The following is a 23,041-nucleotide window of genomic DNA, read 5'->3' on the forward strand; positions in this document are numbered from 1 at the left end:
TCCATTTCGTGCACGCCCCTTGCGGTCTGCCGGAACTTTGCCCAGTCTGGCAGCGGGCAAGGGAGCAGCACATGCGCGGCGAAGTGCTTCACTATGATGAAGACGAGGGCTTCGGTTTCATCACCGGAGCCGACGGCAACCGCTACACTTTGGCGCGCGAAGATTTGCGCCGCGAAGCATCGGTTGCCGGAGGCACGACCGTCGAATTCCAGCCGGCTGGCGGACGGGCACGCGATGTTTTTTTGATCCGCGCCCAACCTGCCGGCGCGCCCGCCGAAGCCCCCACTGCAACCGCCGCGCCATCTCAGGCCGGAAATGCGCCCGGGGTACGTCAGCCGCAACATTTCGGCCGGTCCGCTGAAAACCATACCGCCGAATCCACCGGCCTGTGGAGCTACTTCTTGCTGGGCCTGACCGAAAATTATTTCAACTTCGCCGGCCGTGCACGCCGCAAGGAATATTGGGGTTATTGTTTGTTCTGGACGATTGCGCTGATCGTGGTCATAGGGCTCGGCGTCTTCATCGACGACGCCATGGGCAATCTCGACAACAGTGAATTGCCGGCAGTGACGGTCGGCCTCTGCGGCCTCTTCCTGCTGGCGACAGCCCTGCCGTGGTTCGGGCTCAACGTGCGTCGCCTGCACGATATCGGCCTGACCGGCTGGCTCTTCCTGCTTTTCCTGATCCCGACCTTCGGCGGCCTGATCATCCTGATCTTTGCGCTGATCCCGACCCAGTCGCGCGAAAACCAATGGGGTTCGGTGCCGGCGGGTGTCGGGGTTTAACTTTAACGCGCATCTTGCAATTGTATGCAACTTTAAATAGCATAGCTGCGACGCAATCCAGGGGCAGGCAATGCGCGGCGCAGTGTTTCACTACGACGAGGATCAGGACTACGGCTACATCAACGGAGCGGACGGCAAGCGCTATATCTTCGCGCGTGAGGATGTGAGCCAGGGAGTGTCGCTTGCTAGGGGCGCGCTTGTCGAGTTCCGAGCGGACGACAGGACGGCGCACGATATCGTCGCCATAACGGCAGCAGCGAGCGATACCTCGCCGTCACGCGCGGCACAACCGCAACGGCCTGGCCGTGCCGCCGAAAATCAGCCGGCCCGATCCATGGGCTTATGGGCCTATTTCCGGCGCGCGCTAGTCTACGACTATCGCAATTTCACCGGCCGCGCTCGCCGCAAGGAGTTCTGGGGGTTCTATATCTGCTCGATCGTCGTGCTCGTCGCGCTGTCCGGATTCGGCATTCTCCTCAACCTGGCGATAGGCGGTTTCGGTGACGGCCCAAGGACGTCGATCGGCTACCTTCCTGCTTTGTTTTTCGTACTGGCAATGATGCTGCCGTTAATCGCGCTTATCGTGCGCCGTCTGCACGACATTGGGCTAACCGGATGGCTTGCCTTGCTTTGCTTCACTCCGGCTGGCGTGACCTTTCTCATCCTCGGATTGGTTCCGTCTCAATTTGGCGAAAATCGCTGGGGCGCGATGCCGGCCGGCGTCACGGCTTAGCGACCGCCTTCAGCGCCTCGCTCGAAAGCCTGAGGAAGACTTTCTGGCCGTGGCGCTCCGCGCCGAGCCCGTCGTAGAAGCGCAGCGCACCCTCGTTCCAGTCCTCGGTGGTCAGGTCGATGCGGCCGATGCCCGCGCGGAGGCAATGGCCGGCGAGGAATACCATCAGCGCTCGACCGACACCGCCATCGCGGGCGGTATCGCGCACGAACAGGTCCTTGAGGAACAGCAGCCGCTCGAGATCGATGCCGGGATGCGCGATCGCAACCGAGGCCAGCCCGCAAACTTCGCCATCGACGAAGGCGAGCGCAAAATGCGGATAGGCCGGGCTTTCGTCGCCAAGCCATTTCTGCGCCGCCGACAAAGTCTGGCTGGCGTCGAGTGGCGGCTGCCGGTAATGCACCGCCATTTCGCAAAGCATGGTGGCGAGTGCCGCGGCATCCCCGGTCGTCGCCCAGCGGACGTCGACCGACATGGGATCAGCCCAGGAACTTGGCGATGATCGCGTCGCCCATCTCAGCGGTGCCGACCTCGGTCATCCCCGGTGAATGAATATCCCTGGTGCGCAAGCCCTGATCGAGAATGGCGGCGATCGCGCCTTCCAGCCGGTCGGCCTGTTCAACCATGCCGAAGGAATAGCGCATGCACATGGCGAAGGAGGCGATCATGGCGATCGGATTGGCGATGCCCTTGCCGGCGATGTCGGGCGCCGAGCCGTGCACCGGCTCGTAGAGCGCCTTGCGCTTTTTTGTCTTCGCATCCGGCGCGCCGAGCGAGGCCGACGGCAGCATGCCGATCGAGCCGGTCAGCATGGCGGCGATGTCGGACAGCATGTCGCCGAACAGATTGTCGGTGACGATGACGTCGAACTGCTTCGGCCAGCGCACCAACTGCATGCCGCCGGCATCGGCCAACATGTGATCGAGCTTGACGTCGGCATACCTGGCCTTGTGCGTCTGGGTGACGACCTCGTTCCACAGCACGCCTGATTTCATCACATTGCGCTTTTCCATCGAGGTGACGTGGTTCTTGCGCGTGCGTGCCAATTCGAAGGCAACACCCGAAATGCGCTCGATCTCGAACGTATCGTAGACTTGGGTGTCGATGCCGCGCTTCTGGCCGTTGCCGAGATCGATGATCTGCTTCGGCTCGCCGAAATAGACGCCGCCGGTGAGCTCGCGCACGATGAGGATATCGAGCCCCTCGACCACCTCCTGCTTGAGCGAGGAGGACGCCGCCAGCGCCGGATAGCAAATGGCGGGTCGAAGATTGGCGAACAGTTCCATGTCCTTGCGCAGCCGCAGCAGACCCGCCTCCGGGCGCACCTCGTAAGGCACCGCATCCCATTTCGGTCCGCCGACGGCGCCGAACAGCACCGCGTCCGCCGCCATTGCCTTGGCCATGTCGGCATCGGAAATCGCCGCGCCATGTGCGTCGTAAGCGCAACCGCCGACAAGGCCCTCATCGGTGACGAAATCGCTGCCGAGCTTGTCGTTCATGGCGGCGATCAGCTTCTTCACCTCGGCCATCGCCTCGGGGCCGATGCCGTCGCCGGCAAGCAGGAGAAGATTTTTCGAAGCCATGAGAACCGTCCTGATTGTGTCGTGAGCCGCGGCCTTGCTAAACGCCAAGCGGCCGGCGCGCAAGCCTGCGGTTCAGAGCATCGGACCCAAAAGTGGAAACCGGTTTTGGGAGAATCCGATGCTCAAGCCAAAACGCCTACAGATGCGAGAGGATATTGACCAGCCTGCCGAACGGGTCGCGTACGAAGAAGCGCCGCACGCCCCAGGGTTCGTCCGCCGGACCGTATTCGATGGCAAAGCCGGCCGTCCTCATGCTTTCAAGCGCGGCATCGACGTCGTCGACCTCGATCGACAGGTCAGGCACCGGCGTTCCTGATCCCCCTTCGGCCATGAAACTGACCTGCACGGACATCGTCTCTTGCGAGCCATAGGTAGCGATCCAGCCCATATCCATCTTGAGATGGAGACCGAGCACATCCTGATAGAAGGGTTTTGCCGCCGCGATGTCCTGCGTGTCTATGTTTGCAACGATGCGTCTGACCTTCACCATGGGCCGATCCTCGTTCTAACCGTGTCGTTGTCGCAACCGTGACAGGCATCAGGCTGTGCGCCGCAGCGCCGTCACCTCGATCTCGATCTTCATTTCCGGCTTGTTGAGCTGGCACACGATCATCGTTGCTGCCGGCCTGATCTCGCCAAATGCCTCGCCGAGGATCGGGAACACCACGTCCACGAAAGCCGCATCGGTGATATAGTGATGTGCCTGCACCACGTCAGCCATTTCGAAGCCGCCATCTCGCAACGCCTTGGTGATCGTCGCCAGGCAATTGCGCGTTTGTGCCTCGACGGTCTCCGGCATCGACATGGTCGCATAATCGTAGCCGGTCGTTCCGGACACGAAACACCAGTCGCCCTGCACCACGGCGCGCGAATAGCCGGCGGTCTTCTCGAAGGGCGAACCGGTGGAGATCAGTTTTCGCATGGTGTCCTCCTTTTTTCAGCGTAGGCCGTTTGGTGAAAGCGGCGGTGACGGCCGATCTCCCCCCAAGTGGGGGAGATGTCCGGCAGGACAGAGGGGGCGGGAAGGATCGCGGCAGAACGATTTCTAATTCGGTGACCCCAGCGCCTTGTCCAGCGCTTCCTTGATCTCGGCCGGCCAGCTATTCACCGCCGGCCACGCGTCCGGCTCGGGCTTGTCGCCGCGCCGGGCGAAATAGAGCTTGTGGTCGACGGGGTCGACCGCCATGAAGCCGTCATTGCCGCCGCAATCATGCGGCACGCAGCCGCTGGCAAAAAAGGCGCCCGACGCGGTTTTCTCGGTGCCGCCGCCGACCAGCAGGCTGGTCGCCATGTCGGGCATGTCCTTGCCGAGCAGCGTCTCGGCTTCCTTGTAGACCGCTTCATTGTGGAAGGCGTCGATGATGTTGTCGTATTTCGACGGATCGACGTCTTTCCAGTCGGTGCCCGGCTCCGGCATGTAGGTCAGATTGCCGGACGTCGTCAGTCCGTCCGTCGGCGACCATTGCAGCGCCGGCTTGGAATCGCCCGGCAGCAGATAGGGCACGAAATAGATCGCGCTGTCGGAGATCGCAGCCGGCGGTGCGCCGCATTCGTCCTGCTCGACCGTGGTCGTCTGGATCGCGCCGCCTTCCGGCTTCCACACGATCACCTTGGCCGGGCCGCATTGATTGCCGCCGTCGCCGACATCGACCAGCGCCACCTTGACGCCGCCGACCTCGACGATCTTGTCGAAGAAGACGTCGTAATTGCGCGCCAGTTCCTTGCCGTCGAAGGCGAGCACCCGTTCCCCGTACTCTTCCTCCTGGGTGATGGTCAGCTGGCCGCCCTCGAACGGGATCGGCGCCTGCTTGTCATCGTCGGCGGCGGCTGTGTCGCTGGCGCCTTGATCTGTCGCTGGCGCTTCCGTGGCGGGCGTCTGCGTCTGGGCATAGACGCTCGCCGGGGGCAGCAGCATCAGCGGCAGTCCGCAGGCAGCGGCAACAAGCAAGCGTGTCATCACATCCCTCCCGGACACTTGGCGTAGAGGCCGACCGTCGGCGCGGCTTTAGAGCCTATGCCCAGGGCCGCAGCTCGGCGTTCTTCTTCTCGAACGAAGCGATGGCGCCGGCCTTCTCCATGGTCAGGCCGATATCGTCGAGGCCGTTCAAGAGGCAGTGGCGCTTGAATTCGTCGAGGTCGAACTTGACCACGCCGCCGTCCGGCCCGCGGATTTCCTTGGCTTCGAGATCGACCGACAGCGTCGCGTTGGAACCACGCGAGGCATCGTCCATCAGCTTCTCCAGGTCTTCCGGGCTGACGGTGATCGGCAGGATGCCGTTCTTGAAGCAGTTGTTGTAGAAAATGTCGGCGAACGAGGTCGAGATGACGCAGCGGATGCCGAAATCGAGCAGCGCCCACGGCGCATGTTCCCGGCTCGAGCCGCAGCCGAAATTGTCGCCGGCGACCAGGATCTGCGCCTTGCGGTAGGCCGGCTTGTTGAGCACGAAGTCCGGATTTTCAGAACCGTCGTCCTTGTAGCGCATTTCGGCAAACAAGCCGGTGCCGAGCCCGGTGCGCTTGATCGTCTTGAGATAATCCTTGGGGATGATCATGTCGGTGTCGACATTGACGATCGGCATCGGCGCGGCGACGCCGGTGAGCTTGGTGAATTTTTCCATGGTTCTTGCCCGTCTTCTTCTCGTTGCGGGGAATTGCTGGCGCCCGGTTTACACAAAGCCGCGGGCAAATAAAAGGCGGCTGTTTTTGGACTTCCGTCGTCGATCGAAACACAAGATCGGTACAAAACAGCTTCAAAATCACCGGCCCATGGTGCACTTTTATCGACATGACAACGCGATCCAAGGTCCTCTACGCCAGCGAACCGGGCCTCGGCACCGCCGAGTTCCGCCGCGTGTTGGTGGAATCCGGCCTCGGCGCCAACCGCCCCGTCGATGACGACACCCGATTAAAGGCGATGTTGTCAGCGGCCAATTTGGTGCTCACCGCGCGTCTCGACACAGAAGGCAAGCCGCTGGTCGGCGTTGCCCGCGGTGTCACCGATTTCTCGTGGGTCTGTTACGTTTCCGAGCTCGCCGTTTGCAAAGCGGCGCAAGGGCTCGGCATCGGCAAGGGCCTTCTCGATGAAGCGCGGCGACAACTCGGGCCGTCCGTCGCCATCAGCCTGATCTCCATGCCCGACGCGGTCGGCTTCTACGAACGGATCGGCATGGAGCGCGTGTCCGACGCGTTCTGGTTCGGCCGCAAGCGCTGAAATCCACTTCCAGCGACCTCAACCTGCGCATCCTCGGCCAAGGTTCTGCCTCTTGACATGCAACCAAATGGTTGCATATTAGAGTCATGAGCATGGATGATGTCTTTCGCGCCTTGGCCGACCCGACACGCCGGCGATTGCTGGACAGCCTTCATGCCAGGAACGGGCAGACGCTGAACGCGCTGTGCGGTGAGATGGACATGACGCGCCAGGCGGTGACCAAGCATCTGGCGATTTTGGAAGAAGCAAACCTCGTCACCACCATCCGCAAGGGACGCGAGAAGCAACACTATCTGAATCCCGTTCCCATCAACGAGATCGCCGAACGCTGGATCGGCAAATTCGAGCGGGGGCGACTGGGCGCCCTCAGCGATTTGAAGAAACGTCTCGAAAGGGAAGACTGATGAGCAACATTTTCGTTTATGTCACCTACATCCGCACCTCGCCCGAAAAACTCTGGCAAGCACTGACCGAACCGGAGTTCCAGCGGCAATATTTCCTCGGCGCCCAGATGCTGAGCGATTGGAAACAAGGTTCGGCGTGGAAGATGGTTTACACCGACGGCCGCGTCACCGACAGCGGCGAGGTCCTCGAGATCGATCCACCCAAGCGCATCGTGCTCAAATGGCGCAACGAATTCATGCCCGAGGTCAAGGCGGACGGCTACACACGCTGCACCTTCGCCATCGAGCAGGAGGGCGAGATGATGAAGCTCGCCATCACACACGAAGCCGATGGGCCGCATAAGCTGCTCGGCCATGTGGCGAACGGCTGGCCGCTCATCCTGTCCAGCCTGAAGAGCCTGCTCGAAACCGGCAAAGGGCTGTCGCGCCCGGCGTCGAAGGCTTGAGGTCGTTTCGATAGCGAAACGTTTCTGGAGGACAGGTGATGCACGGTTCCGCGGTGCACAGCATGACCAATGGCGAGACCGTCATGGCGAGCGCCGATGTTTGCGCGCCGCCCGAGCGGATCTTTGACGCGCTCGTTACACGCGAGGTCGAGCGCTGGTGGGGGTCCGCCAAGACCTACCGGATGACCGGATGGACGGCCGACCTCCACGTTGGCGGCCGCTGGAGCGTCACCGTCGAGACGGCGGCTGGCAGACACCTGCCCGCCAGCGGTGAATTCCTGGAGATCGAGGGGCCGCGCCGGATCGTGCAGACGCGCAGATACGACTGGGACCATCCGACGCTTGGCCGCCGCGAAACCAAAGTCGCCTGGCTGCTGGAGCCGATCGCCGGCGGCACGCGCGTCACCATCTGTCATGGCGGCTTTGCCGGCCTCGCTGACGCCGCAACCGAGCATGCGGAAGGCTGGGGTAGGGTTCTGAGCTGGCTTCAGGCGTATCTTGGTGCAGGCGGCTTGGTGGCGGCTTAGCCCAACGGCCCTTCGCACAAGCGTTAAATTACATTCAATTCCCGAAACGGCCGCCCGTCGGCGATACGGCTGTACCCGAACGCCGAGCAATCCACCGTGCGATAGCCGCCATGCACGATCAGTTCCGCCAGCGCCTTGCCGACCGCCGGCGCCTGCTGCAAGCCGTGACCGGAAAAACCGTTGGCGAAGAGGAAATTACCGACCTCGGGATGCGGGCCGATCACCGCGTTCTGGTCGAGCGTGTTGTAGTCGTAATGGCCGACCCAGGCGCGCGTCGGCTTGATCGCCTCGAAGGCCGGAATGCGGGTCGCCAGCACCGGCCAGATCACCTCTTCGAACAGCGGCCAGTCGGGGTCGAAGTCGGCGGGGTCGGCCGGTCCTTCGCCCTCTTCTGGCTCGGCGCCGCCGGTGATGTAGACCGAGCCTTCCGGCCGGACATAGATGCCGCTTGGGTCGACCAGCAGCGGCATGTCCTCATATTTCTCTCGCGCCTCGAAGACGAAGACGTTGCGCTTGCGCGGCTCCACGGGCAGCGCCAGCCCGGCCATCGCTGCCACCTTGCCGGCATTCGGCCCGGCGGCGTTGACGACGGTGCCAGCCTCGAGCCGCTCGCCATTGTCGAGGGTCACACCGGCGACGCGCTTCCCCTGCCGCTTGATACCGGTCACCGACGCCGTGATGAAATCGATGTTTTTGCTTCGCAGTGCCTTGCGGAACAGCATCAGCATCGCATGCGCGTCGAACCAGCCTTCGCCGCTGCGGCCATAGGCGCCGGCGGAAATGCCCTCGACCGACAGCCACGGAAAGCGGTGGACGAGCGCCTCGGCATCCTCGAGCACGATGTCGGCGCCCTCGGCCATCTGCGCCTCGTGGTTGGCCCGCAGGATAGGCAGGCCGTTCTCGCCGGCAAGGATGAGGTAGCCGCCTTCGCGAAAGCCGATATCGGCGTCCGCGCCAAACTCTTCCCTGAGCCGCCGGAACAGTTTCAGCGTGAACTGCGACAGCCGGATGTTTTCCGGGATCGAGAACTGCTGGCGGATGGAGGCGCAGGACAGCGTGGTCGCGGCGCGGGAAAATTGCGGGTCGCGCTCGACAAGCGCGATCGAGCCCGAAAACCCTTCCTCGCGCAGATAATAGGCGACAGAGGAGCCGACGATGGCTCCGCCGATGATGACGATGTCGTAATGCACCTTTTTCGCCCTTCCGATCTGAACCGCCGAGTCACGCCGCCGGCAGGATGATCTCGAAGCGCGTGCCGCTCGCCGAGTCAACCAGCCGGATCGTGCCATCATGCGCTTTCAGGAGGGCCAGCACGATGCCGAGGCCCATGCCGGTGCCACCGCAATCGCGGCGCGTGGTGAAGAACGGCTCGAAGATGCGGCCTCGGTTGCTGGGCGAAATGCCGGCGCCGTCATCGTCCACCACGATGGTGGCCTTGCCGTCCGCGCTTGCTGCCGTGACCGAAACCAGCGTCGCGCCGTGCCGCGCCGAATTGTCGATAAGGTTGGCCAGCACGATCGTGGCGTTTTCAGCCGATATGCGCAGCCCGATCTCGGCGCCCGCCTCGAGGCGTACCGCCAGCCTGTCATCGGCCGGCAGCAGCGCCAGTGCCGCACCGAGCGATGTGCTTTCGCCGCTCGGCTCGAGATTTTCGGCGCGCGCCAGATCGAGCAGGCGGCGCACCAGCAGATTGAGCCGGCCGGCATCGGTGACGATATTGTCCGAGAAGCGCCGCCGCTTGGCCTCGTCCATCGCGCTGCCCGAATCGCGCAGCAGTTCGGCCGCCCCCTGGATCGCCGTCAGCGGCGATTTGAGCTCGTGCGAGACGTGGGTGGCAAAGGTCTGGATGCCGTCGGAGCGTGCGTGCAGCTTTTCGGCCATGTCGAGGAAGGCGGCGGAAAGCGCTGCCATTTCGCGCGTGCCGTGGTGATCGAGCGGCCTGATCGCCGCGCGGTCGCCGGCGGCGATGCGTTTCGTGCGTTCCATCAGCGCATAAATCGGCCGGCTGACGGTGCGCAGGAAGACCAGCCCGATCAGCAGCGTGCCGCCGAGGATGGCGATTGCCGCCAGCGCCACCTTGCCGCGCTCGCCATAGAGATGCTTGACGATGTTGTTCGGCGTCCGCGACAGATAGACCACGCCGGCGACCTTGCCGGAGACCGCAACCGGCATGGCGACAAAGACGCGAACCTTGGTGCCGCGGCTGACCGAATAGAGCGGCGGCGACGGCTGGTCGGGAACCCGCAGCCTAAGCGCGCTGGCGTAGCGGCCGGCAAGTGCTGCGCGAACTTCTTCGACAGCGCCGAGCGACAGGCCGGCTTCCTCACGCCCGGCGATGACCACGCCTCTCGGATCGAGCAGCCGGAAGCCGGCTAGCGTGGTCTTCTGCGTCTCGGCAAGTATGCCCGACAGCCGCGCGCCGATCGCCGCGAAGGCAGGATCGACGCTGGCCGCGGTGGCTGCGGGCCGGGTCGGCAGGATCCTGTCGGACGCAAGATCGAGGCGCGGTTCGATCGGCAGGTAGCGAGAAGCCCGATCGCCGGTATCGGGCGGAGGCATGGGTGTGCCGAGCTTTTCCGGGGCAAGGCCGGCCTCACGGACCTCTTGCGCGTAGATCGCGGCAAGGGCGGCACCTTGTGCGATCAGCTCGGCCTCGGTCTGGCGGATCAGCTGGTTCTCGTAGAGCCGGAAGAAGAACAGGCCGGCCAGCGGCAGTGCCATCACCATGATCAGGATGGCAATGACGACCGTGGCAAGCCGTGGCCGCCATTTCTGCGCGGTCACGCGCCGCATTTACCCAGCCGGAAGCCGACGCCGTGCACGGTCTCGATTGCATCAAGGCAGCCGACCGCCGCCAGTTTGGCGCGGATGTTGCGGATATGGCTGTCGACGGTGCGGTCTGCGACATGGATGTTGGCCGCATAGGCATTGGCCATCACCATGTCGCGGCCAAGCACATGCGCCGGCCTTGCCAGAAATCCTTGCAGGATCGCGAATTCGATCGAGGTCAGAACCAGTGGCTTGCCGTCGAAGCTGGCTGTATGGCTTGCCGGAACCAGCAACAGTCTGCCATGCGAGAATTGCCGGTCGTCGGCTGGTTTCGGCGTGGGCCGGGCGCGGCGCAGAATGACGTTGACGCGGGCGACCAGCTCGCGCGGGCTGAACGGCTTGGTGACATAATCGTCGCCGCCCATTTCCAGCCCGAGGATGCGGTCGATCTCTTCATCCCGCGCGGACAGGAACAGCACCGGCACGTCGGATGTGTGGCGCAGCCGCCGGCACACTTCCAGCCCGTCCATTTCCGGCATGCCGATGTCGAGCACGACAAGATCGGGAGCACGGCGTTCGATCGCCTGCAAGGCAGCCGCGCCGTTCGGCACCGTCAGCGTTTTCATGCCGGCCTTTTCGAGCGCGAAGCAGATGATTTCGCGAATGTGCGGATCGTCGTCGGCGACCAGTATGTGGTGCGGCATCAAATCAGCGGCCCGGCATGAAGGGTTCGGACATCGGAGGAACCACGAACGGGCCACGCCTGTCGAGGGCGCGGTTGAGCCGCCAGTCACGAAAGCTCCAGCCGCGCCAGTTTTCCTGGCCGGCGCGGAAGCGTGCTTCGTCCTGCGCGTACCAGCCGGCGAGTTCGCGGGTGGAGGCATCCTCCGCGGAAACCGTCCTGCTCTGGTGCTGGACGAAGCGATCGAGCGCCGGCAAGGCGCCGGGCCCGAGCGAGCGCAGGTACCAGACGTCGAGCTGGGTGCCTTGGCCGGTCATTTCGAGGGAATGCTCGACATTGTAGTTGGCGATCAGCGCGGCAAAGTTGATGAACGAGCAGGCATAAAGCGTCGCCGATAGCGTCAGAAGATTGGCGGAAAGCAGCCATTCGTTGGACTTTTCGCGCGCAATGCGGGCTATGATCAGGACAAGGCCCGCCGCCACCAGCCCCATCCAGACGAAGGCGGCGACACGCCAATAGGTCAGCGCATAGATGCCGACATAGAGATCGAGCCGCAGGATCGACGAGATGACCAGGACCACGTTCTGCGCCACCCAGACATAAACCAGCCGGCGGATGAGCGGATCGCCGGAGGTCGCACTTCCCGGCCTCAGCGCCGCCAGCACGAAGCCGGCCGCCAATAGCGCCGTGACGATCAGCGGATAGGCGCCGCGATGCGCGTAGGCGGCATAGGTCAGCCCGTCGGGAAGCGCGATACCGCCCCACAGATAGGTGGCGTCGAGTGCGCTCTGCACCGCGAACAGGATGTTGAAGACGACAAGCGCGCGGAGAATAGCGGCCTTGCCGAAGATGATGTCCTCGATGGTGGTCCTGGTGGCCGGCGTCGCCGGTGCGCTTGCTGGGGACACGCTGCGGCGGCGGAGAAAGCGCGGCAGGCGCGGCCGCAGAAGGGCCCAGACGCCGGCAAGCACGAACAGCCAGAAGGCGAGACGTGGCAGCTGGATGAGGTCGAGCAGTGCCATCAGGTCGATCAGCGAGAACCAATATTCGATGACCGGATTGGCGGCGCCGAACAAGGCGAGGAACACCGCGCCGAGGCTCAGCGGCATGACCCAGACGGCGATCGCCGCAAGGCGCACGCGCCGCCGGCCAAGCCGCCGCGCCGCCTTGCGGCAGCGGAAGAAATCCAGGACCAGCCGAAATGGCGTTGCTAGCAGGAACAGCGAAAGTTGGCCGGCAATGCGGGCAAGGCCGGACCGCAACCGTCCGGCCAGTGAAAGCGCGAAGATGGCCGCCGCCGCCAGCGCGATCGAGACGGACAGTGCGCTGACATTTTCCACAAGCGGCAGCAGCGCCATAATCAGCGCAACCGGCTTGAACCAGAACCTGCCATCGTTGAAGATGCCGAGAGGATGGAGAGCCATGCTCGCCGCGGCAATCGCAACGCCGAACAGGAAAAGTGTGATGCCGGCCGGTTGGCCATAGAAGAAGAAATCAGCCAACGCGACGAGCAGGACGGCAACGCCGAAGCGGCTGCAATAGCTCGGCGCCGCCGAGAGGAATACTGTCATGATCGGGCTTTCTCGGCGGCTTTGATGCGGCCGGTGGGCAGGGATTTGCGGACGAAAGGGAGGAGGTTTGCCGAAGTCTGGGGCGGATCGACGAGCCACCAGCTTTCGCGGCGAAGCCGGTACGGCAGGGACCAACGGGAGTTCGTTTGCTCTTGCATGCCGCCCCTGTCGCATTCTGTCGGGTGGCAAGCGGGGCGGAGACGAGGAGATTTTCCGAAATTGCGTGCAGTTTTTATGCACGGCTTGCCTCGGCCGGTTGCAGGCGGCATAGATCGGAGATGACTGCCGAACCCTCCCGCCCGCGCCGCTCGGTGCTTTACGTCCCGGCTTCGAACGACAAGGCACTGGCCAAAATCCCGTCGCTGGCCTGCGATGCCGTCGTCATCGATCTTGAGGACGCCGTCGCCCCGGCCGACAAGCCTTCCGCGCGCGAAAAGCTGGCGGGGATTTTCGCCGGCCGTTCCGACCGGCGCTGCGAGATGGTCGTGCGCATCAACGCGCTGTCGAGCGAATGGGGCGCCGACGATCTGCTGGCCGCGGCAAGATGCACGCCCGGCGCCATCCTGCTGCCCAAGGTCGACACGCCGCGCGACATTCTCGAGGCAGGCGACGTGCTCGACGACAATTTTATCCCCGACGAAGTCAAGCTGTGGGCGATGATCGAGACGCCCAAGGCGCTGCTCAACATCGGGCCGATCGCCGAGCTCGGCCGCGACCCGGCCTCTCGACTGGTTTGTTTCGTTGCCGGAACGAACGACCTGGTCAAGGACACGGGCATTCTCGCCACGCCCGACCGGCGCTATCTTGTGCCGTGGCTGATGCAAATGGTGCTCGCGGCGCGTGCCGGCGGCCTCGACCTGCTCGATGGCGTCTTCAATGATTTTCGCGATATGGACGGCTTTGCGCGCCAGTGCACGGAAGCGGCCGCGATGGGTTTTGACGGCAAGTCGCTGATCCATCCGGCGCAGATCGAAGCCGCGAACCGCGCCTTTGCGCCGACGCCTGAAGCATTGGCCGAGGCGCGCACAGTCAAGGAAGCCTTCGCGCTCGCCGAAAATACCGGCAAGGCGGTAGTTGCGCTGAACGGCAAGATGGTCGAGCGGCTGCATCTGGCGCAGGCCGAAAAACTGCTGGCGAAGGCCGCCGCTGTTCGCGCATGATTATCGTAACTGACGACAGGATTGAAAATGAAACTCTACCGCTTTTTGTCCGGCCCGGACGACGCCAGCTTCTGCCACAAGGTGACGGCGGCGCTCAACACGGGCTGGCATCTGTTCGGTTCGCCGACCTATGCCTATGACAAGGAGGCCAAGACCATGCGCTGCGGCCAGGCGGTGGTGAAGGACGTCGAGGGCCAGGAATACGGCCCCGACACCAAGCTCAGCGACTGGTAGACTTAGATTCAGGTCAGGCCGCGCCGGAGTCGAAGACGGGCGCGAAGCGACCAGACTGGGTGGTTTCCGAGAACCGGAGCGGAGCGTACTTTTGGGTACGTGAGCCCGCGCATGATTCCGAAATCGAGATCGATTTCGGAAAGGTCATGCGCAAAATCAAAGTTCTACAGCGTCCTTTGCGCGCCCAATAGGGCGCGCGGCGCTGTAGGTAAGCGCAGGAAGCCGCCGTTCGCAGGCCGGCATCACCTGAATATCAGCACATCCTACTCCGCTGCCTCTTCGATCTTCTCCATATCGTCGTCCGACAGGCCGAAATGGTGGCCGATCTCGTGGATCAGCACGTGGGTGACGATGTCGCCCAGCGTTTCCTCGTTCTCGGCCCAGTAGTCGAGGATGGCGCGGCGGTAGAGCGTGATGCGGTTCGGGCCTTCGCCGGTCTGCGGATTCCAGCGCTCGGCGATGCCGCGCCCCTCGAACAGGCCGAGCAGGTCGAAGGGCGTTTCCAGAGAAAGGTCGTCCATGATCTCGTCGGTCGGGAATTCGGCGATCTGAATGACGATCTCGCCGGTCAGCTTGCGAAACTCCTCCGGCAGATGGGCATAGGCCTCCAGCGCCAGGAGCTCGATTTCCTCCATCGTTGGCGAAAGCTGGTCGTGCCAGATGCGTGTTTGGTAGATGCGAGCCATGCTTTGTCCTTTGATCCCGGCATATAGGCTTTCGGGCCGGACTCGGCAAATGGCCGGGCTGGAGTGCCCGTGTCATGCCCCCACTACAGGAATAAATTCCCCATGACTCCGCTTGACTCTTCGGGCGGCCTCTGGAATCTATAGGGAACATAACAGGAACAATTGTGAGTGGAAGCTGACCGTCATGGCGACAAGCGCCGTGGCGCGGGAGACTGTTTTTGCCCTGCGCCGCCAGATCGCGAAAATCGAAGGGACCTTGCCCGAGCGCCTGGAGGCGCCGGCCGGTTCGTCGTTTGACGCGGATGTCCCTCGTCAGAGTCTGACACCCTCTCGGCATCCGACACCCGCTCGGAATCTGACGATTGTCCGGCGCGGTCTTGCCGTGGCGCCGCCCGATGCGTTTTTGCGCACCGGCGCCGAGCGCCTCGATGCTGCGCTGAGCGGCGGCCTGCCGAAAGCGGCGCTGAGCGAGTTTCATGGCGCCGCGACCCGCGATGCCGGGGCCGTCGCCGGTTTTGTCTTGTCGCTCGTCAGCCTGATCCTCAGCCAGGGGCCGCGACTGCCGGTGCTGTGGATCGGCACATCCGAGGTTTTCCGCGAGGCCGGCTTTCCCTATGCCAGGGGGCTTCATGCCTTCTTCGGCATCGAGCCGGAGCAATTGCTGTTTTCCGAGGCGCCAAGGCTGCTCGATGCGCTGTGGGTCGCCGAGGAGGCTGCCAGGATGACGGCGCTGGCCGCCGTCATCCTCGAAATCCGCGGCAGCCCGCAGCGGCTTGACCTCACCGCGACGCGGCGGCTGCACGCCCGGGCGCAGAGTGCCGGCCGGCCGCTGTTCCTGCTGCGCCAGGCCGGCGAGCCCGAGCCGACGGCAGCGCCCGTCCGCCTCATCCTGTCGGCGGCACCGGCGGCAACGCGTAAGACGCTTGCCGGGCCGCTCGCCGGCTCGATCGGCCGGCCCGCCTTCACCGTCGCCATCGGCAAGAGCCGCACGGCCTTGCCCGGAAAATTCACACTGGAGTGGAACCCCGATGAACGCATATTCGAAGAAAGACGGGGCGAGCAAGGAAGGTCTCAGGAATGGGCCCCAGAACGGCCAAAGAATCCTATCCCTGTGGTTTCCGCATCTCGCCGCCGAGAGGATCCTGCGGCAGCGTCTGGGGCGGTCCTGGCGTTCCCGGCCGTCGGATCACCTGCCGCTGGTGATCAGCCATCGCCAAGGGAACACCCAGCGCATCGCCGCCCTCGACGAACGGGCTGAGACACTTAATCTGAAGCGCGGCATGGGCATAGCCGATGCGCGCGCCATGCATCCCTCGATCGACATCGTGGAGGCCGATCCGGAGGCCGACCGGCGCCTTCTCGAAGGCCTCGCCGACTGGTGCGACCGCTATACCCCGCTGGTGGCGCTCGACGGGACCGACGGCCTCTATCTCGACGTCACCGGCTGCACCCATCTTTTCGGCGGCGAACGCTCGATGCTGGACGATATCCTGTCGCGTTTTTTCCATCAGGGCTTCGATGTCCGCGCCGGGCTTGCCGCCACGCCTGGTGCTGCCTGGGCGGCGGCGCGGTTTGCCGGCGACCGCATCGTTCCCGATGGTGAGGAGGAAGCGCTTCTCGCGCCCTTGCCGTTGGCGGCGCTGCGCATCGGCCCGGAGGTCCGCGCCAGCCTCGAAAGCGTCGGCCTGCGCACGGCGGGCGCCGTCATGGCGGCACCGCGCGCGCCGCTGGCCCGCCGCTTCGGCGCATCGCTGCTCTTGCGCCTCGACCAGGCGCTTGGCCGCCTCGAGGAGGCCGTGTCGCCGCGCCTGCCGGTGGCACCGCTTTCGGTCGAGCGTCACCTTGCCGAGCCGATCATGCTGACCGAGGACATCGAGCGGCTGACAGGCATGCTGGCAACCACCTTGAAGAGCGACCTCGAGCGTCGCGGCGAGGGCGCGAGGCGGCTGGCGCTGCTGCTTTTCCGCGTCGATGGCGGCGTCAGCCGCATCGCCGTCGGCACCTCGCGGCCTCTGCGCGAGCCGCGGCTGATCCAGAAATTGTTCCACGAAAGGCTTGCCGCGCTCGAACAGGATATCGACGCCGGCTATGGCTTCGACCTCGTGCGCCTTTCGGTGCTGACCGCCGCCGCCTTCGACATGCAGCAGGCAGACCTTGCCGGCGAGACGAGCGACGACGGTGCCGATATCGCGCTTTTTGCCGACCGCATTCGCGCCCGGCTCGGCGAAGGCGCGGTCTTGAAGCCGGTCGCCGTCGAGAGCCATTTGCCGGAGCGCGCCGTCGCCACCCTTCCCTTCACGGAGGCGCCGCAGAGAAGCTCGCCGCCGAAGCAGCCCGACAAGGCGAAGGACGCTCCCACGACCGTCTTCCAGCCGGAACGGCCGATCCGGCTTTTCCGTTCGCCCGAGCCGATCGAGGTGCCGGCCACCGAAATGCCGGAAGGCCCGCCTTTGAACTTCCGCTGGCGGCGCGCGCTCTATCGGGTCGCGCGCGCCGAAGGGCCGGAGCGCATCGCGCCGGAATGGTGGCGAGGGGCGGCGGGACGAGAAGATGAGCCGACCCGGGATTATTTCCGCATCGAGGATGCCGATGGCCGCCGTTACTGGCTCTATCGCCAGGGCCTCTACGGCGCCTCGCAGCCTTCGCCGCGCTGGTTCATGCATGGGGTCTTCGCATGAATGCGCTGACGGCCATCCCCTATGCCGAATTCGGCATCCAGTCGAACTTCTCGTTCCTGCGCGGCGCCTCGAAACCGGAGGAGCTGGTGGTCGCGGCAAAATTCATGGGATTTTCGGCGATCGGGCTCGCCGACCGCAACACGGTGGCGGGCGTTGTGCGCGCCTGGCAGCAGGCCAAAGTGGAAGGTGTTTCCTATCATCCCGGCTGCCGCCTGGTGTTTTGCGACGGCACGCCGGACATCCTCGCCTACCCGCGGGACCGCAAGGGCTGGGGTCATCTCTGCCGCATGCTGACGCAGGCCAATCTGCGTGACGAAAACGAAAAAGGGGCAACGCTTCTCAAACAGAACGACCTTCTCGAATGGGGCGATCGCCTGTCGCTGGCCATCCTGCCGGATCTGTCGGCGGACGCGAACGATAGCCTCGCTTTGCTTAGCCGGCTCAGGGATCGCTTCGGCGAAAGGCTGCGGCTGGCTGTTTCGCCGGATTACCGCGGCAACGACCGCTTCCGGATCGAGCAGGCGGCGGCGATGGCCGAACTGGCCGGCATCCCGCTGATGGCGACCAACGATGTGCTCTACCATACGGCGGAACGGCGCCCGCTGCAGGACGTGCTGACGGCGATCCGCCTCAATGTGCCCGTCGCCGAGGTGGGGCTGGAACTGGCGGCCAATGCCGAGCGTCACTTAAAGCTGCCGCTGGAGATGGCACGGCTTTTCCGCAGGCACCCGCAAGCGCTGGCGGAAACGCTGCGTTTTGCCGGCGAGCTGACCTTCTCGCTCAGTGACCTGCAATACAACTATCCCGATGAGCCGACGGAATCGGGCCTCGGGCCGCAGGCCGAGCTGGAAAGGCTGGCCAAGGAGGGAGCCGCCATCCGCTACCCCTCGGGCGTGCCCGCTTTTGTGACGCAGCGCATCGAGGAGGAACTCGCTCTGATCGAGCGCCTGAACTACGCGCGCTATTTCCTGACCGTCTACGACATCGTCAAATTCGCCCGCAGCCAGAACATTCTCTGCCAGGGGCGCGGCTCCGCCGCCAACTCGATCGTCTGCTTCTGCATCGGCATCACCGAAGTTGGCCCGGACAAGATCGACACGCTTTTCGAGCGCTTCATTTCCGAGGAAAGAAACGAACCGCCCGACATCGACGTCGATTTCGAGCATGAAAAGCGCGAGGAGGTCATCCAGTACATCTATTCCAAATACAGCACCAAGCGCACCGCGCTGGCCGCCGCCGTCGTCAGCTACCGGAGCCGCTCGGCGATGCGCGAAGTGGCCAAGGCGATGGGCCTGTCGGACGACGTCCGGAGCGCGCTGTCCAGCTCGATCTGGGGCTGGTCGACCTCAGAGCTCGGCGAAAAGGAGACAAAGGCCGGCGGCCTCGATCAGACCGATCCATCGACAAGGCATGTGATCGAATGCGCCAACGAGATCATGGGCTTTCCCCGTCATTTGTCGCAACATGTCGGCGGTTTCGTCATCACCAGGGACCGACTCGACGAGATCGTGCCCATCGTCAAGACGGCGATGGACGAGCGCAAGATGGTCGAGTGGGACAAGGACGACCTCGACGCGGTGAAAATCCTTAAAGTGGACGTGCTGGCGCTCGGCATGCTGACCTGCCTGCAGCGCGCCTTCACCCTGCTTCAGGATCACTATCCGAACGCGCGGGACGAGTACGGCCGGCCTTATGTGCTGGCCACCCTCCCGGCCGAGGACAAACATGTCTACGACATGATCTGCCGCGCCGACACGATCGGCGTCTTCCAGATCGAATCCCGCGCGCAGATGTCGATGCTGCCGCGGCTGCGGCCGAAAAGCTTTTACGACCTCGTCATCGAGGTGGCGATCGTGCGGCCCGGCCCGATCCAGGGCGACATGGTCCACCCCTATCTGCGCCGCCGGCAAGGCAAGGAAAAACCCGAATATCCCAAGCCGGAACTGGAAAAAATACTCGGCAGGACGCTGGGCGTGCCGCTGTTCCAGGAGCAGGCGATGAAGATCGCCATCGTCGCCGGCGGCTTCAGGCCGGGCGAGGCCGATGAACTGCGCCGCGCCATGGCGACATTCAAGCGCACCGGTACGATCGGCAATTATCGCAAGAGAATGGTCGACGGCATGGTCGCCAAGGGTTACGAAAGAGACTTCGCCGAGCGCTGCTTCAAGCAGATCGAGGGTTTTGGCGAATACGGCTTTCCCGAAAGCCACGCCGCCTCCTTCGCCCTGCTGGTCTATGCCTCCTGCTGGTTCAAGACCTTCTATCCCGACGTGTTCTGCGCCGCGATCCTGAATTCCCAGCCGATGGGTTTTTACCAGCCTGCCCAGCTTGTCCGCGACGCGCGTGACCACGGCGTCGAGATCCGCGAGGTCGACGTCAATTTTTCCGGCTGGGATTGCGCCTTGGAGAAATCGCCTTTCGATCCGGATCGTATCCTTGACCGCCATGCCCAGATGCGCGGCGTCATCCGGACCAGCCATGCCGTCCTGCTTGGCTTTCGCCAGGTCAAGGGCCTGTCGAAGGAGCGCATGGAAGCGTTTGTGTCGAGGCGAGGCGCCGGCTATGCATCCGTGCGCGACGTCTGGCTGCGCTCGGGCCTCAACGTCGACGAGATCGAGAAACTGGCACAGGCCGATGCTTTCCGCTCGCTTGGGTTGAACCGTCGCGACGCTCTATGGGCGGTCCGCGCGCTCGACGGCAAGAGTGCCGCCGAAAAGCTGCCGCTGTTCGACCAGCCGGCGATCCGCTTGCGCGATCTGGAGCCCGAAACCAGGCTCCCGACAATGCCGCTCGGCGAGCACGTCGTCCACGATTACCGCTCGCTCGGCCTGTCGCTGAAGGCGCACCCGGTCGCCTTCCTGCGTGAAAGGCTGGATCGGTCCGGCGTCACGCCCAATGCGCGCCTCGGCCAGGTGCGGGACGGCCGGCGCGTTTCGGTCGCCGGCCTCGTGCTGGTGCGGCAGCGGCCGGGCAATGGCAAGGCGATTTTCCTGACGCTGGAAGACGAGAATGCGGTCGCCAACATCATTTTCTGGGAAAGGACCTTCGACCGCTTCCGCCCCATCGTCATGGGCGCGCGTCTCATCCGCGTCACCGGCAAGCTGCAATCGGAATCGGACGTCATCCATATCGTCGCCGAGAAGGTCGAGGATCTGACGCCGTGGCTGTCGGTGCTGCTGGAAGAGGCAAGACCTGCGGATGAGCCTTCGAGCAGTGCAGACGAGGTTCGGCCGGGCAGCATCGCGCAAACGGAACTATTGGGAAAGGCAGAGAAGGTCATGCCCAAGGGGCGCAATTTTCAATAGGCCTCATCCTTCGTCGGAGCGCTGCTGCGGTGCTGAACTTTGATGCCGGCGGGACAGAGGGGGGTGCGAAAGATCGCTATAGACCGGCCTTATCCCGAGCCACCCAGGCGCGGCGGCGGTGGCATGGCATCATCTATGGCGATGACACGCGCCTCCGAGGGCAGCATGATCGGAATGCCGTCCCGCACCGGATAGGCAAGCTTTGCCACCCGCGAGATAAGCTCGCCGCGCTCCGGATCCCAGGCAAGCGGCCCCTTGGTCAGCGGGCAGGCCAGCAGTTCCAGCAGCTTGGGATCGACAGTCCTGTTCCCGTCACGTCCATCCGCCATTCGATCCATCCTTCCACAAGGCAATCGGTTAAGGTTTCGAGCGCGGACGTCCTTCTCCCCTTGTGGGAGAAGGAGGGCCAACCTACTGCAAACTCGAACCGAAATCCTCATTGTCGCGCGCCAGCGCCATTTCTGTGATGGCGATCAGCGTTTCGGCGCGTGTCTTCAGATCGGCCGCTTCGAGCAGCGCCTGTTTCTCGGCCGGCCCGTAAGGCGCCATCATCGACAGCGCGTTGACCAGCATGGCGTTTTCGGCGCGGCTGACGCTTTCCCAGTCGGCCTCCAGATCGTTGGCCTGCAGATAGGCGCGAAAAGCTTTGAGCAGCGCCGGCCGATCGATCTCGGCTTCTGCCTGGTCGTCGTCGAGATCGGTGAGAAAGGGTGCCAACCGGCACTGGCGGAACGGCGTCTTGACCGTGAGTTCCTGGACAATGCGGAACCGGCACACGCCCTGCAGCGAAATCAGGTAACGGCCGTCGCCGCTCTCGGACAGCGCAATGATGCGCCCGGCACAGCCGACATTGCAGAGCTCCGGCTCGCCGCCGGGACGCAGCGCACCGTCAAGGCTGGGCTGGATCATGCCGATCAGCCGCGGCCCGGCGATCGCCTCGTCGACCATCTGCAGATAGCGCGGCTCGAAGATGTTGAGCGGCATGCGGCCTCCCGGCAGCAGCAATGCGCCCTCAAGCGGAAAGATCGGCATGGTCGACGGTAAGTCCGCAGCGAGCCGGTAATGCGCGTTTCCCGCCTGCACCTCAATCCTCCGATCGCTTTGTCAGGAAGCGCACCAAATCCGTCTCCTCCCGGCCGGCACAAGGCGCAACACCGGAAACCTGAAATCGAACGCCGTCCGAAAACCTAATCTGGCGCAGCCGCCGCCCACCGCAAGGCCGCGCGACAAAACAGTCTGCGCCGGCTCAGGAAAAGAGCAGCGACGACAGTTTGCGCCGTGCCGACAGCGTTGCTTCGTCGGTCATGCCCCATGCCTCGAAGAGCTGCAGCAACTGGGTTCTGGCGCCGTCGTCGTTCCACGAGCGGTCGGCCTTGATGATCGCCAGCAGATTGTCGGCCGCCGCCATGCGATCACCCTTGGCGTTCTGGATCATGGCAAGCTCGAACCGTGCCTGGTGATCCCCGGGATTTTCGGCCAGTCGCCGTTCCAGTTCCGCCGGATTGCCGAGTGCCGCGGCTTGCGCTGCGAGCGCCATCTTGGCCCGCAGCGCGGCGAGCTGGGGCGCATCCTTCTTCGCTTCCGGCGCCCGCGCCAGCACCGCCTCGGCACCTTCGGCATCGCCGGCCTCGAACAGCAGATCGCCCAAGCCGGCGATCGCCTCGATCGTCGCCGGCGCCTGTTCCAGGATGGCATCGTAAATGTCGGCCGCCGTCTGCACATCCCCGGCGTCGCGCGCCTCGGCAGCCGCGGCCAGCGCTTCGGCCACTTGCGGCGCGCCACCGTTCTTGCCGCCAACCTTCTGGATGAATTGCGTGATCTGGCTCTCGGGAATGGCGCCCATGAAGCCGTCGACCGGCTGGCCGTCCTTGAAGGCAATGACCGCCGGTATCGACTGGATGCCAAGCTGGCCTGCGATCGATGGATGGTCGTCGATATTCATCTTGACCAGCTTGACCTTGCCGCCGGCGGCTTTCACCGCCTTCTCCAGCAGCGGCGTCAATTGCTTGCAGGGGCCGCACCATGGCGCCCAGAAATCGACCAGCACCGGTTGGCGGCGCGATTCCTGGATCACGTCGGCGGCAAATCCAGCGGTCGTTGTGTCCTTGATGACGTCGGCCGGCGCCTCCGCAAGCGCGACCTTCTCACGCGCGGCATCGGTGCCGCCATATTGCACGGTGGTGGCATACTGGCCGCCATTGCTGCCAAATGGGCCGCCAAAGGGGTTGCTATCGCTCATCTCATCGCCTTTCAGTCGCGCCGCCGGC

Annotated in this window: 25 protein-coding genes; 11 read left to right on the forward strand and 14 right to left on the reverse strand. The window is 64.1% G+C overall.

What is annotated here, in order from left to right:
- The first annotated feature begins 71 nt into the window (after positions 1–71).
- Positions 72–785, forward strand: a complete 714-nt coding sequence (locus tag NKH13_RS16450) for a DUF805 domain-containing protein (protein WP_352719396.1) — start codon at positions 72–74, stop codon at positions 783–785.
- A gap of 70 nt (positions 786–855) precedes the next feature.
- Complete coding sequence (locus NKH13_RS16455; protein WP_352913049.1) at positions 856–1,518, forward strand: DUF805 domain-containing protein; 663 nt, start codon at positions 856–858, stop codon at positions 1,516–1,518.
- Here NKH13_RS16455 and NKH13_RS16460 read toward each other — a convergent pair.
- From NKH13_RS16460 to leuD, 6 genes are all read right to left on the reverse strand, one after another.
- The gene (locus tag NKH13_RS16460; RefSeq protein WP_352913051.1) at positions 1,508–1,993 is read right to left on the reverse strand and encodes a GNAT family N-acetyltransferase; all 486 of its coding nucleotides are present in this window, start codon (positions 1,991–1,993) and stop codon (positions 1,508–1,510) included. The genes NKH13_RS16455 and NKH13_RS16460 overlap by 11 nt on opposite strands.
- 4 nt (positions 1,994–1,997) lie before the next feature.
- Positions 1,998–3,101, reverse strand: a complete 1,104-nt coding sequence (leuB, locus tag NKH13_RS16465; protein WP_352719399.1) for a 3-isopropylmalate dehydrogenase — start codon at positions 3,099–3,101, stop codon at positions 1,998–2,000.
- Positions 3,102–3,237: 136 nt separating this feature from the next.
- Entirely contained in the window at positions 3,238–3,588 is a 351-nt protein-coding gene (locus NKH13_RS16470; protein ID WP_352719430.1) for a VOC family protein, read from the reverse strand.
- A 51-nt stretch (positions 3,589–3,639) separates the two neighbouring features.
- Positions 3,640–4,023, reverse strand: a complete 384-nt coding sequence (locus NKH13_RS16475) for a RidA family protein (protein ID WP_352719400.1) — start codon at positions 4,021–4,023, stop codon at positions 3,640–3,642.
- A 123-nt stretch (positions 4,024–4,146) separates the two neighbouring features.
- Entirely contained in the window at positions 4,147–5,058 is a 912-nt protein-coding gene (locus NKH13_RS16480; RefSeq protein ID WP_352719401.1) for an Ivy family c-type lysozyme inhibitor, read from the reverse strand.
- Positions 5,059–5,113: 55 nt separating this feature from the next.
- Positions 5,114–5,719 (reverse strand): 3-isopropylmalate dehydratase small subunit, encoded by a 606-nt coding sequence (gene leuD / locus NKH13_RS16485; RefSeq protein WP_292663076.1) that lies wholly within the window; start codon positions 5,717–5,719, stop codon positions 5,114–5,116.
- Positions 5,720–5,886: 167 nt separating this feature from the next.
- Here leuD and NKH13_RS16490 point away from each other — a divergent pair, with 167 nt between their 5' ends.
- From NKH13_RS16490 to NKH13_RS16505, 4 genes are all read left to right on the forward strand, one after another.
- On the forward strand, positions 5,887–6,312 hold the full coding sequence (locus tag NKH13_RS16490; RefSeq protein WP_352466522.1) for a GNAT family N-acetyltransferase: 426 nt from the start codon (positions 5,887–5,889) through the stop codon (positions 6,310–6,312).
- Positions 6,313–6,404: 92 nt separating this feature from the next.
- Positions 6,405–6,716 (forward strand): ArsR/SmtB family transcription factor, encoded by a 312-nt coding sequence (locus NKH13_RS16495; RefSeq protein WP_352491684.1) that lies wholly within the window; start codon positions 6,405–6,407, stop codon positions 6,714–6,716.
- Positions 6,716–7,162: an SRPBCC family protein gene (locus NKH13_RS16500; RefSeq protein ID WP_352470856.1), complete on the forward strand. Its 447-nt coding sequence runs from the start codon at positions 6,716–6,718 to the stop codon at positions 7,160–7,162. The genes NKH13_RS16495 and NKH13_RS16500 overlap by 1 nt, the downstream gene beginning before the upstream one ends.
- A gap of 38 nt (positions 7,163–7,200) precedes the next feature.
- Complete coding sequence (locus NKH13_RS16505; protein ID WP_352913054.1) at positions 7,201–7,689, forward strand: SRPBCC family protein; 489 nt, start codon at positions 7,201–7,203, stop codon at positions 7,687–7,689.
- A 23-nt stretch (positions 7,690–7,712) separates the two neighbouring features.
- Here the strand turns inward: NKH13_RS16505 and NKH13_RS16510 are convergent, their stop codons facing one another.
- From NKH13_RS16510 to NKH13_RS16525, 4 genes are read right to left on the reverse strand one after another with little or no spacing between them, the layout of a single operon-like run.
- On the reverse strand, positions 7,713–8,879 hold the full coding sequence (locus NKH13_RS16510) for an NAD(P)/FAD-dependent oxidoreductase (protein ID WP_352913056.1): 1,167 nt from the start codon (positions 8,877–8,879) through the stop codon (positions 7,713–7,715).
- 31 nt (positions 8,880–8,910) lie between these two features.
- Entirely contained in the window at positions 8,911–10,482 is a 1,572-nt protein-coding gene (locus NKH13_RS16515) for an ATP-binding protein (protein ID WP_352913057.1), read from the reverse strand.
- Complete coding sequence (locus tag NKH13_RS16520) at positions 10,470–11,162, reverse strand: response regulator (protein ID WP_352913059.1); 693 nt, start codon at positions 11,160–11,162, stop codon at positions 10,470–10,472. The genes NKH13_RS16515 and NKH13_RS16520 overlap by 13 nt, the downstream gene beginning before the upstream one ends.
- Before the next feature lie 4 nt (positions 11,163–11,166).
- Positions 11,167–12,711 (reverse strand): DUF4153 domain-containing protein, encoded by a 1,545-nt coding sequence (locus NKH13_RS16525; protein WP_352913061.1) that lies wholly within the window; start codon positions 12,709–12,711, stop codon positions 11,167–11,169.
- A 278-nt stretch (positions 12,712–12,989) separates the two neighbouring features.
- Here NKH13_RS16525 and NKH13_RS16530 point away from each other — a divergent pair, with 278 nt between their 5' ends.
- Both NKH13_RS16530 and NKH13_RS16535 read left to right on the forward strand, forming a co-directional pair.
- On the forward strand, positions 12,990–13,871 hold the full coding sequence (locus NKH13_RS16530) for an HpcH/HpaI aldolase/citrate lyase family protein (protein WP_352913063.1): 882 nt from the start codon (positions 12,990–12,992) through the stop codon (positions 13,869–13,871).
- Positions 13,872–13,898: 27 nt separating this feature from the next.
- Positions 13,899–14,105 (forward strand): DUF1737 domain-containing protein, encoded by a 207-nt coding sequence (locus tag NKH13_RS16535; RefSeq protein ID WP_352913065.1) that lies wholly within the window; start codon positions 13,899–13,901, stop codon positions 14,103–14,105.
- Positions 14,106–14,368: 263 nt separating this feature from the next.
- Here the strand turns inward: NKH13_RS16535 and NKH13_RS16540 are convergent, their stop codons facing one another.
- Positions 14,369–14,791, reverse strand: a complete 423-nt coding sequence (locus tag NKH13_RS16540; protein ID WP_023721935.1) for a metallopeptidase family protein — start codon at positions 14,789–14,791, stop codon at positions 14,369–14,371.
- A gap of 184 nt (positions 14,792–14,975) precedes the next feature.
- Between NKH13_RS16540 and NKH13_RS16545 the strand changes: the two genes are divergently transcribed.
- Genes NKH13_RS16545 through NKH13_RS16555 form a run of 3 tightly spaced genes read left to right on the forward strand, consistent with a single transcriptional unit; the run spans position 14,976 to position 20,774 of the window.
- Complete coding sequence (locus NKH13_RS16545; RefSeq protein WP_352913067.1) at positions 14,976–16,049, forward strand: ImuA family protein; 1,074 nt, start codon at positions 14,976–14,978, stop codon at positions 16,047–16,049.
- A complete protein-coding gene (locus NKH13_RS16550) occupies positions 15,991–17,469 on the forward strand; it encodes a DUF6504 family protein (RefSeq protein WP_352913068.1) in 1,479 nt (492 codons plus the stop codon). The genes NKH13_RS16545 and NKH13_RS16550 overlap by 59 nt, the downstream gene beginning before the upstream one ends.
- On the forward strand, positions 17,466–20,774 hold the full coding sequence (locus NKH13_RS16555; protein ID WP_352913070.1) for an error-prone DNA polymerase: 3,309 nt from the start codon (positions 17,466–17,468) through the stop codon (positions 20,772–20,774). Before NKH13_RS16550 ends, NKH13_RS16555 begins: the two co-directional genes overlap by 4 nt.
- Before the next feature lie 89 nt (positions 20,775–20,863).
- Here the strand turns inward: NKH13_RS16555 and NKH13_RS16560 are convergent, their stop codons facing one another.
- The 3 genes from NKH13_RS16560 to trxA all read right to left on the reverse strand — a co-directional run bounded on the left by NKH13_RS16560 (position 20,864) and on the right by trxA (position 23,013).
- The gene (locus NKH13_RS16560) at positions 20,864–21,103 is read right to left on the reverse strand and encodes a Trm112 family protein (RefSeq protein WP_292665009.1); all 240 of its coding nucleotides are present in this window, start codon (positions 21,101–21,103) and stop codon (positions 20,864–20,866) included.
- An 82-nt stretch (positions 21,104–21,185) separates the two neighbouring features.
- Positions 21,186–21,857, reverse strand: coding sequence for an LON peptidase substrate-binding domain-containing protein (locus tag NKH13_RS16565; protein ID WP_352913071.1), 672 nt, complete (start codon positions 21,855–21,857; stop codon positions 21,186–21,188).
- A gap of 163 nt (positions 21,858–22,020) precedes the next feature.
- Positions 22,021–23,013, reverse strand: a complete 993-nt coding sequence (gene trxA / locus NKH13_RS16570) for a thioredoxin (protein ID WP_352913073.1) — start codon at positions 23,011–23,013, stop codon at positions 22,021–22,023.
- Between the last annotated feature and the right edge of the window lie 28 nt (positions 23,014–23,041).

Origin of the sequence: Mesorhizobium sp. M1348, assembly GCF_040317925.1 — a bacterium.
Taxonomy (GTDB): Bacteria; Pseudomonadota; Alphaproteobacteria; order Rhizobiales; family Rhizobiaceae; genus Mesorhizobium.